This window comes from Paracoccus panacisoli (assembly GCF_042435015.1).
In the GTDB taxonomy this organism is placed as follows: Bacteria; Pseudomonadota; Alphaproteobacteria; order Rhodobacterales; family Rhodobacteraceae; genus Paracoccus; species Paracoccus panacisoli.
Genome location: NZ_JBHMQU010000122.1, coordinates 1 through 9,534 on the forward strand (window position 1 = coordinate 1; position 9,534 = coordinate 9,534).

The following is a 9,534-nucleotide window of genomic DNA, read 5'->3' on the forward strand; positions in this document are numbered from 1 at the left end:
CCGCGCCAAAAATAATTGAAAGGCTTCATTTTATTACTGCGAACTCGATTCATAGCCATACCCATGATGCTGAAAGTCTAAAGAAAATGGTGAAGGCTATCGGAAGCCGAAAGTGTCCGACAAGACCAGGGCGGCGCATCTTTGCAGGCCGGGATGACGCTTTGCGCCGAAGGTTGCTGAATGAAAATGATATTCTCCGCATTGCAGAAAGAAATGGCTTCGAAACGGTATATCCCGAGCGTCTGACACTTGACGAGCAGATTGATGTATTTTCTCACTCCTCCATGATCGCAGGGGTGAGCGGGGCTGCGTTGACAAATATAGTTTGGGCTTGTCCAAAAACTCCAGTGCTATCAATGCTACCGAATGTCGGACATGAGTTCTTCTTCTGGGATATTGCAAACATTTTTGATCTGAGCTTCTCGTTCATCTTTGGAGAGGCCAAGAACCCCGAACTTGCCGGGCATAGCGACTTCGAGGTTGACCCTGATCTATTCGAGGCTTGGATCAGTCGTTTTGCATCGCCGTAATCTTGTGGTCGTATTTGATTGTTGACGAATGCAATTCGTCGAGACTGGTTGTTAGTATACGCAGGTGCTTTTGGAACTAAAACGTCTCCACCTTCGCTATATTTCCATCCACACCGAATGCCGTTTCACCGGCATTCCGCTTCGGCAGGGCGATGATCTCCTCGGCTATGTCGAGGAATGCGTCTTCACCCGGGATTGGCTGCGGCTGCGCGGCTGGGCCTTGCCGCAGCGGCTGAGCCTCGAGATCGGCGGGACGCGCCATGCGCTGCCCCGGCGCATCCAGCGCGGCGATGTCGCGGTGGCGATGGGCGCGAGGATGCTTGCGACCGGCAACCAGCACGGGCGGGTGGGCTTCGAACTCACGCTGCCGCGCGTGCCCGGCCCCGCGCGGCTGCTGGCCGAGGACATGCCCGGCGCCGGCCCCTGGCCCCTGCCGGTGCCGGACCCGCACATGATCCGGGCCGAGCGGCGTCGCGCGCAGCGGCGGTTCCTGCGCGACGTCCTTCGGGCGGCCCCTGTTGGCCTGCGCTACCTGCGGGGCGGGCGACGGCGAGCGGATCGCGCGCGGCTGCGGACGCTCATGGGCCTTGAGGACGAGCCCGCCACGCGCCTGGCACTGAACCCGCGCTTCCTGGCGCCCGCCCCCGTGCCGGCGGATGACGTTCCGGCCACGACCATCATCATGCCGGTCTACAACGCCTTCGGGCTGCTGACCGAGGCGCTGGACCGGGTGGACCGCCACACCGATGTGCCCTGGCACCTGGTGCTGGTCGAGGATGCCTCGCCCGACGAGAGGGTCAGGCCCTGGCTGCGGGACTGGGCAGCCGCGCGGTCTGACCGCGTGACGCTGCTGCTGAACGACCGAAACCTCGGATTCGTCGGCAGCGTCAACCGCGGGCTGGACCTCGCCGCCCGGCGCGGGGGGCCGGTGGTCCTGCTCAACAGCGACGCGCTGGTGCCCCAGGCCTGGGCCTCGCGCCTGCTGCGGCAGATGCTGGCGGACCCCCGGGTCGCCAGCGTGACGCCGATGTCGAACGACGCCACCATCCTGACGGTGCCCTGGATCGCGGGGCGGGTCGTGCTGGAGCCGGGCGCGGCCGACCGGATCGACGCGACGGCCCGTCTGCTGTCGCCGCAGGCGCAGGCGCAGATCCCGACCGGCGTCGGCTTCTGCATGGCGATGAGCCGGGCGGCGCTGGACCGGGTGCCTGCGCTCGATACCGCCTTCGGCCGCGGCTATGGCGAAGAGGTGGACTGGTGCCGCAAGACGGCCGCGGCGGGCATGGTCCATGTCGGGCTCGGCAACCTCTTCGTCGAGCATCGCGGCGGTGAATCCTTCGGCAGCGCCGCGAAGATCGAGGCGCTGGAAAGGTCAGCCCGGATCATCAGCACCCGCTATCCCGAGTTCGACGACGAGGTGCGCCGCTTCATCGCCGCCGACCCGCTGGTGACGGCGCGGCTGGTCCTGGCGCTGACCTGGGCGGCCGGGATGGACCCCGATCCGATCCATGTCTACCTGGGCCATTCGCTGGGCGGCGGGGCCGAGCACTGGCTTGCCGCCCGCATCGCCGAGCGCGCCCGCGAAGGCCGGCCCACGGTCGTCATCCGCGTGGGCGGCGCGCGGCGCTTCGGGATCGAGCTGCACAGCGACAGCGGCGTGCTGACGGGCGAGGCCGACGGGCTCTGGCTTCTGCGCAGCCTGGTGCAGACGATGCCCCGCCGGCGCATCGTCTATTCCTGCGGCGTCGGCGACGACCGCCCCTGGGAATTGCCGCGCCTGCTGTGCGACCTGTCCGAGGGCGAGGGCGCCGCGCTCGAGATCCTGTTCCACGATTATTTCCCGATCAGCCCCTCGCTGAACCTTCTGAACGCCGATGGCAGCTATGCCGGCGTGCCACCGGCGGATTCGCAGGACAGCGCGCATCAGATGGTCAGCGGCGACATCCGCATCTCCCTGCATTCCTGGCGAGAGCGGTGGGGCGCGGCCATCCGGCGGGCAGAGCGGCTGACGGTCTTTTCGAAAAGCAGCCTCGGGATCGTCACGGCCGCCTGGCCCGAGGCCGCCGGCAGGATCGTCTGCCGGCCCCATCGGGCGCTGATCGACATGCCGCGCCTGGCGGGGCCGAAGGACGAGGGACCGGGGGTCATCGGGGTTCTCGGGGCGATCGGCGCGGTCAAGGGCGCGCAGGTGGTGTCGGACCTGGCCTTTCACCTCGACTGCCAGCCGGGTGCCCCCCGGCTGGTCATCGTGGGCGAGTTTGACCACAGCTTTCCCCTGCCGCCTTCCGTGACGATTACAGGTCGTTATGATCCTACCATCCTCCCGAAGATGCTGTCCTCGCACGGGGTCACGGCCTGGCTGATGCCCTCGGTCTGGCCCGAGACCTTTTCCTTCACCACGCGCGAGATGCTGGCCACCGGCCTGCCCGTGATGGCCTTCGACCTCGGCGCGCAGGGCGAGGCGGTGCGCGAGGCGCCGAACGGCCATATCGTCGCCCCCGATCCGGCGGCGATCCTCGACTGCTTCCGCCGCCTGCAGGGCCAGAACCGGGAATGAGACAAAGATGACTCCGATCAGCGATGCACTGTCCGCACAGGGCCCCCACGAAAGCCGCGTGCGGGCGATTTTCCCCGGCGCCTTCGCCTTTGCCGGCGAGCGGCCGGTGTTTTCCAAGCCGCTCTGCATCCTGGCCTTCACCAACCGCTCGGGCTCGAACCTGCTGGCGGACTACCTGCGCCAGACCGGCCGCTTCCGCGGCTTCGGCGAGGGGCTGAACTGGGACGAGGTCCGCCGCAGCCTGGAACGCCAGCCGGTGGCCAGCTTTCCCGACTATGTCGTGCGGCTGGCCGGGCCGCCGAACGAGCCGGGCATCTGGGGGATCAAGGCGTCCTGGGACCAGATCGTCATGCTGCAGCGCGCCAACATCCCGGCGATGTTCTCGGGCGTGCGGATCGTCCATTCGGTGCGCCGCGACCTGCTGGGGCAGGCGATCTCGCACTGGATCGCGCATCAGACGAACCGCTGGACCAGCGCCCACAAGGAACAGGGCATCGTTCCGGAATTCGCGCTGGACCGGATCGAGCCGATCCTGATGGATATCGTGCGCTCGAACAGCCACATCGACCTGGTCGCCCGCACCCTCGGCATCCCGCGCCATGTCGTGGTCTACGAGCGCCTGCAGGACGACCCCGCCGGCGAGATCGCGCGGCTGGCGGGGGCCATGTCGGTGGATCTGGCCGGCTGGCAGCCGGGCACCCCCCGCATCGCCCGCCAGCGCGACGAGACCAACGACCGCTTCCGCGATGCCTGCCTGAAGGCCTGGAACGCCGCGATCACGGGGTAAGCGTCGCAGCAGCCCGGCTTCACAGCGTCCCTTCCCCGAACGGTCCCGCTTGGCCAAGACGATGGCGCTCAATCTCGGCGACTTGAAGCCGGGAAGGCTGCGCATTTCGCGTCAGCGTGACAACCAACGATAGTTTTAAAAGGGCTCCGCTCGCCTTTGGCCCTGTTGCGGTTTGCATACCGTCGCTTGGGCGCACTGCGCTCTGCAGACGGCGTTTAGGTTTCTCGGCCGTGTCCGGGGAACAGGTCGCTACTGCAGACCTCCCGCGCCGCTGCACGGGTGGTCGCGTGCAGCGGCTGAGCTGCTGCAAAGCAGCTTCGTGGCGCTTGTCAGTGTACGCCACGGGCGGGGCCGCCGCGCCTAGCGCCTCGGCACGAGGGCCAGGCCGCCGACACCCGAGGCGAAGATCACGGCAAGGCCCAGCAGGGTCAGCGGTTCCGGCCAGTCGCCGAAGACGAAGAACCCGATCACGGTGGCGGCGATCAACTGGAAATAGATGAGGGGCGCCGAGACTGTCGCCGGCGTCGTCCGGTTCACGACCACCAGCAGATAGTTGCCGAAGGCAGAGGCAAGCGAACTGACGATCACAAGCACCCAGACCCGCAGGTCGGGGCTTGCCGGAATGCTGGCAAGGCCCGCAGGCAGCAGCAGCACCGCCCCGATCAGCAGTTGCGAGCCGAGCAGGAAGGGCGGCGGATAGAAGGCGGTCAGCCAGCGCGTCGCGGCAAGATACGAGCCGTATAGCGTGCCGGCCAGCACCGCGAAAAGCATGCCGGTCCCCATCTCGCCGCCGGGCCGGACGACCAGCAGCACGCCGGCAAATCCCAGCGCCAGCATCACCGTGCGCGCCCAGGACACGCGCTCGCCCAGCAGCAGGGCCGACAGCACATAGGCCACGATCGGGCCGATGAAGAAGGCGCCAAAGACATTCGCGATGGGCTCGGTCCGAAGCGCGGTCAGGATCGAGGCGATGGCGCCGACGATCAGGGCCGCCCGCAGGATCAGCCGCCAGTCCAGCAGGCGCCCCAGGCCGGCCGGCCCCAGGCCCAGCATCCAGAACAGCAGCAGGGCCGCCAGCGCGAAGCGCGACCAGGCCACGAACAGCGGCTGCACCCCCGCCCCCGTCAGCAGCTTGCCGGCCGTGTCGCCGCAGACGATCGCCGTGGTGGCAAGGGCGACAAGGCCAAGAACCGTCAGGGGCGCAGGGCTCTGCATCAGCATTTCCTTCAGTCCGCATCGGCGCGCTATCCGGCAGCGCGCAAGGCCGGATCTGAACCCCCCGCGTCCCCGGCTGATGCAAGCCTGCCAAGTCCCGCAGACGCAGGGCGGGGCGGCAGGCCCACGGGCAGCGACCTAAGTTTGCAGGCAGGTTCAGAACATTGCCCAGCCAGATACCGGGAAGAAAGGAAATGATGAAGCCTGCGCATCGGGACACGGCCATGAAGACGTGACATGCCGGGCCGCGCCCCGCCCGGTCCGGTCCGCCGGTCGCGGCCGGATGGCAGCGGCGACGGTATCCGGGAAGACAGCAGGCGTTGATGTAGAGGGGCAGGACAGGCCGGAGCCGCCGACAAGGGGGCAACGGGCCGGTCATAGGTGCCCTTGGGGGGCGAGCCCTCGGCCAGCCCGGTGTTGGCCTCCTACGCGATCGATCCGTCCCGCCCTCACGCAAAGCTGCAGCACCTGCCACAGTTCAGCAGTTAGCCGGGGCGGACGACCGCCTTGGCCTCGCATCCACCGGGGCGGTATCCATGCGGAAGCGCTCGGTGTCCTGCCGCGGGGTCCGCCTTGAGGTCAGTCGGGGATCGCTGGGTCATGTTCGTGAGCTCCAGTCGGATCGGCGATGACGGGGCAGCCCGGACGCGGGATGGTCCGGGATGCGCATGACGGGCGGGACCGGCCTCAGCCGCCGATCATGAGGATATGCAGAAATCCGGGGCCGTGCGCCCCCCGGACATAGCTGCCCTCGATGTCGGTGGTGCCGCTGGGGCCGGTGATGAGGATGGCGTTGCGGGGCTGGGGCTGTCCCGCCATGCGCGCCGCATAGTCTTCGAGATGCGGCAGCAGGCTGCGTTCCTCGAGCACGACGATGTGGTGCAGCGGCAGGAAGGACAGCAGGATCGGCGCATCCACCCCGGAGTGGATGACCAGCGACCCGGTCTCGGCGATGCCCCAGAGGGCAAGCCCCAAGGCGGCCCTCTGGTCAGGCGCGACGGTGTCATGGGTGTCTATGCCCGTCCAGTCCAGAGCGGCAAGCGCCGGGGCCGGCTGCAGCGCCAGCGCCGGCGGCAGGCCATGTGTGTCCAGATAGCGTTTGACCGCCAAGGGGATCGCCGCCCTGTCGGGCAGATGGTCGAAACTCGTCCCGAGGGCCGAGGCTTTCCGCACAAACTCCGCCGCCAGCACCGCTTCGACAGGCCGGGGGCGGACGCTTTCGGGCGCATCCAGCAGGGCAGCGGCCTCGGCGGCGATGGCCTCGGCGGGTGGAAGGGGCGCCGGGCGGGCGGCGCGGATGGCGGCAAGGATGCGGTCGCGCGCGCTCATTTCCGCGCCTCCCGCCCCATCTGCCCGGCCCGCCCGGCCTGTCCGGCGCGATACTGTTCCATGAAGGTCCTCCCCGACGGGCGCGGCAGGTCGCGGTAGGCGGTCCAGCCGCCGGCCAGCGGCAGGCTGCCGATCCAGCCGCGCCGCCCGAACAGCCGCAGCGCCCGCACGCCGATGCGGCTGCCCAAGCGGTAAAGCCACGGCCGCCGCGCCGCCATGGCCCAGAGGCCAAGGGCCGCGCGGACGGACCGGGGCTCCAGCCGCTCGCGCCAACTGTGCGTGCGCCAGGCCCGCAGCAGCGTGGGCAGGGGGATCTCGACCGGGCAGACCTCGGCGCAGCGGCCGTTCATGGTGCAGGCATGGGGCAGGTCGCGGGATTGCGCGAGCCCGTCCAGAACCGGCGTCAGCACCGCGCCCATGGGACCGGGATAGGTCCCGCCATAGGCGTGCCCGCCAATCTGGCGATAGACCACGCAATGGTTCATGCAGGCCCCGCAGCGGATGCAGCGCAGCATGGGGCGGAACTCGTCGGCCAGCATCCGCGTGCGGCCGTTGTCCACCAGGACGATGTGCATCTCCTCGGGGCCGTCGGCGTCGCCGGGGCGTTTCGGGCCGCAGTGGAAGGTGGTGTACTGCGTCATCTCGCCGCCCGTGGCCGACCGCACCAGCAGCCGCAGCAGCGCGAAGGCGTGGGCGGTGGATGGCACCAGCTTCTCGATCCCCGCCGTCACGATGTGGATGCGGGGCGGCGTGGTGGTCAGCTCGGCGTTGCCCTCGTTGGTGACGGTGCAGGTGGCGCCGGTGTCGGCGACCAGGAAGTTCGCTCCCGAGATGCCGATGTCAGCGCCCAGGAACTTGGCCCGCAGCTCGCGCCGGGCGCTTTGCACCATGGTTGCCGGATCATCGGCGGCGGGCGGGGGATGATGGGCTTCCTTGAACAGGATGGCCACCTGCTCGCGGGTGCGGTGCATGGCGGGCCAGACGATATGCGACGGCCGTTCGCCCGCAAGCTGGATGATGTGCTCGGCCAGGTCCGTCTCGACCCGCTCGATCCCGGCGTCGGCCAGCGCATGCGGCAGGCCGATCTCTTCGCCCAGCATGGATTTCGCGCGGGTGACAAGCTTCGCGTCGGCCTCAAGGCAGATGCGGGTGATGATGGCGCGGGCCTCGGCGTCATCACTGGCCCAGTGGACGGTCGCGCCCGCGGCGGTGGCGTTCCGTTCGAACATCTCGAGATAGTGGTCGAGATGGGCGATGACATGGTCCTTGATGGCGCGGCCCCGTGCACGGGCCGCCTGAAACTCGGGAAAGGCGGCGACCGCGACGGCGCGCTTGCGCTCGGCGTTGCCGGTGGTCCGGTCGATGGCGATCTTCAGGACCGCGTTCTTCAGTTCGGCATCGGCGCGTTCCTTGAAGCCTTGCTGCGGCACGTTCATGCTCAGCCCTCCTCGCCGATGGCGGGGCCGCCCGCGCGGCCGGCCAGAACCTCGATGGTGTGGAAGCAGCGGGTCTTCGCGCCGCGCCGGTGCAGCTTGCCCGCCATGTTCATCAGGCAGCCGAGGTCGCCCGACAGCAGCAGGTCGGCGCCGGTGCGCTCGACCGCCTCGGCCTTTTCGGTGACGATGGCGTTCGAGATCGAGGAATATTTCACGCAGAAGGTGCCGCCGAAGCCGCAGCAGACGTCGTTGCCCTCAAGCCCCCGCATCTCAAGCCCCTCGACCGAGGCGAGAAGCGTGCGCGGCTGCGCGGCGATGCCGAGTTCGCGCAGGCCCGCGCAGCTGTCGTGATAGGTCGCCGTCGCGTCAAGACGGCGGCCCTGGGGGCGGTAGCCCATGACATCTACCAGGAAGCTGGTGATCTCGTGGGTCCGGGCGGCAAAGTCGCGGGCGCGGGCGGCCCATTCCGGGTCGCCCGCCATCAGTTCGGGATAGGCGTGCACCATCGTCCCGGCGCAGGACCCCGAGGGCAGCACGACATAGTCATGGCCCTCGAAGGCGGCGATGGTCCGGCGCGCAAGGTCCGCCGCGTCCTTGTCATCGCCGCTGTTCAACGCCGGCTGGCCGCAGCAGGTCTGGGCCTGCGGCACCTCGACCCGGCAGCCCGCTTCCTCCAGCAGCTGGATGGCCGCAAAGCCGATCCCGGGCCGGATGGCATCGACAAGGCAGGTCACGAACAGGCCGACGCGGGGACTGGGCTTTGCGGACATTTCACCTACCTCAGCTTCGGACGGCGACGGGGTTGGACGCGCGCCCCCGGTTCCGCGACATGAACAGCAGCACGGCAGAACCCCAGATCACGGCGGCGATCCACCACATGTTGAATCCCCCGGCCAGCAGCGCAAGCCCGATGAACCCGCCCTGGACGATGTAGTAGGTCATCGGGATCAGCGTCATGCGGATGATCTCGCCTTCGCGGTTGACGAGGCCCACCGTGGCCGAGGCGGCCACGACGTTATGCACGCAGATCATGTTGCCCGCGGCCCCCCCGATGGCCTGCAGCGCCACCACGGTGCCCGCGCCCGCCGCGCCCAGGCCGATCTGCTCGGCGGTCGAGAACTGGAACAGCGAGAACATCATGTTGCTGATCGTGTTCGACCCGGCGACGAAGGCGCCCATGGCCCCGATCAGCGGCGCGAACATGGGCCATGCCTGACCCACCGCCGCCGACACGCCCTCGGCCAGGACGATCGGCATGCTGGCCAGGCTGTCCGAGGCCGAGTTGATGAACACCTGCACCATCGGCACCGCCAGCAGCAGCGCGGGCGCGGCGGCGATCATGGTCGAACCCGAGGACCGCAGCGCCCGGCCATAGTCCCGCCCGCTCATCCCGTGCAGGAAGAAGGCGAAGATCGACGCAAGGATCAGCACCGTGCCGGGCAGATACAGAACCTGCACCCGCGCGTTGATGCCCGAGCTGAACAGGTTGTCCAGCGCCAGCGTCACTTCGGGCGAAGTAAGCCATGCCTTGACCGGTCCGACCGCGCGGGTCAGAACCAAGAGCGCCACGACCAGCAGATAGGGCGCCCATGCCTTCAGCAGCGGCATCACCGGACGGCTGGCGTGGTGATCCTCAAGGTCGTCCAGCTTGCCGACCCAGGCGTCGTCCCATTGGGTGCG

At 68.5% G+C, this 9,534-nt stretch carries 8 protein-coding genes; 3 read left to right on the plus strand and 5 right to left on the minus strand.

Annotated features, from left to right (window positions below):
* From ACFHYO_RS16090 to ACFHYO_RS16100, 3 genes are all read left to right on the plus strand, one after another.
* A partial coding sequence (locus ACFHYO_RS16090) for a glycosyltransferase family 61 protein (RefSeq protein WP_394321750.1) occupies positions 1 to 530 on the plus strand: 530 nt, incomplete at its 5' end.
* 70 nt (positions 531 to 600) lie between these two features.
* Complete coding sequence (locus tag ACFHYO_RS16095; RefSeq protein WP_394321752.1) at positions 601 to 3,087, plus strand: glycosyltransferase; 2,487 nt, start codon at positions 601 to 603, stop codon at positions 3,085 to 3,087.
* Between the two features lie 7 nt (positions 3,088 to 3,094).
* On the plus strand, positions 3,095 to 3,874 hold the full coding sequence (locus tag ACFHYO_RS16100) for a hypothetical protein (protein WP_394321754.1): 780 nt from the start codon (positions 3,095 to 3,097) through the stop codon (positions 3,872 to 3,874).
* Positions 3,875 to 4,234: 360 nt separating this feature from the next.
* Here ACFHYO_RS16100 and ACFHYO_RS16105 read toward each other — a convergent pair whose 3' ends face one another.
* The 5 genes from ACFHYO_RS16105 to ACFHYO_RS16125 all read right to left on the minus strand — a co-directional run.
* The gene (locus ACFHYO_RS16105; protein WP_394321756.1) at positions 4,235 to 5,089 is read right to left on the minus strand and encodes a DMT family transporter; all 855 of its coding nucleotides are present in this window, start codon (positions 5,087 to 5,089) and stop codon (positions 4,235 to 4,237) included.
* Positions 5,090 to 5,776: 687 nt separating this feature from the next.
* Positions 5,777 to 6,418 carry a LutC/YkgG family protein gene (locus tag ACFHYO_RS16110; protein ID WP_168784073.1) on the minus strand — a complete coding sequence of 214 codons (642 nt, stop codon included), beginning with the start codon at positions 6,416 to 6,418 and terminating at the stop codon, positions 5,777 to 5,779.
* Positions 6,415 to 7,854: a lactate utilization protein B gene (locus ACFHYO_RS16115; RefSeq protein WP_394321758.1), complete on the minus strand. Its 1,440-nt coding sequence runs from the start codon at positions 7,852 to 7,854 to the stop codon at positions 6,415 to 6,417. The genes ACFHYO_RS16110 and ACFHYO_RS16115 overlap by 4 nt, the downstream gene beginning before the upstream one ends.
* A 2-nt stretch (positions 7,855 to 7,856) precedes the next feature.
* Positions 7,857 to 8,624 (minus strand): (Fe-S)-binding protein, encoded by a 768-nt coding sequence (locus ACFHYO_RS16120; RefSeq protein ID WP_394321760.1) that lies wholly within the window; start codon positions 8,622 to 8,624, stop codon positions 7,857 to 7,859.
* 10 nt (positions 8,625 to 8,634) lie between these two features.
* On the minus strand, positions 8,635 to 9,534 hold a 900-nt coding region (locus ACFHYO_RS16125), incomplete at its 5' end, for an L-lactate permease (protein WP_394321762.1).

Excerpts from the sequence above, each read along its gene's own strand:
- ACFHYO_RS16110 (WP_168784073.1), bottom strand. The coding sequence starts at position 6,418 with ATGAGCGCGCGCGACCGCATCCTTGCCGCCATCCGCGCCGCCCGCCCG.
- ACFHYO_RS16100 (WP_394321754.1), top strand. The coding sequence starts at position 3,095 with ATGACTCCGATCAGCGATGCACTGTCCGCACAGGGCCCCCACGAAAGC.
- ACFHYO_RS16115 (WP_394321758.1), bottom strand. The coding sequence starts at position 7,854 with ATGAACGTGCCGCAGCAAGGCTTCAAGGAACGCGCCGATGCCGAACTG.
- ACFHYO_RS16120 (WP_394321760.1), bottom strand. The coding sequence starts at position 8,624 with ATGTCCGCAAAGCCCAGTCCCCGCGTCGGCCTGTTCGTGACCTGCCTT.
- ACFHYO_RS16105 (WP_394321756.1), bottom strand. The coding sequence starts at position 5,089 with ATGCAGAGCCCTGCGCCCCTGACGGTTCTTGGCCTTGTCGCCCTTGCC.